Source organism: Phormidium sp. CCY1219, from assembly GCF_055795085.1.
In genome coordinates this window covers 1-231 of the sequence record NZ_JAYFEQ010000151.1, presented here as the reverse complement: position 1 = coordinate 231, position 231 = coordinate 1, and the positions used below count along the sequence as shown (strand labels likewise).

Genomic DNA, 231 nt, shown 5'->3' with positions numbered 1-231 from the left:
CTTCGGTTTCGTCCGCCACACCTTCGTCAGTGGCCTCGAAATCGGTCGAAATTTGCGGCAAGTGCTGCACCAACTTTACCTCGAACGGGGACTCACCCAAGGCGATCGCCTGTTTGAAAAATGGCTGGACTCCTCCGATTTTGGTGGCTCCACCTGGATGGCGCGAGCATTAATCCAAATCTCCGAATGGTTTGACTCGCAGCGCCAATCTATCCAAAAGCTCATCCTCAA

1 protein-coding gene is annotated in these 231 nt (G+C 53.2%); it reads left to right on the top strand.

The features are described 5' to 3' along the window. Window positions 1–231 (top strand): hypothetical protein (locus AC0QH1_RS00785; RefSeq protein ID WP_324628819.1); only part of this gene is annotated, 231 nt, incomplete at both ends.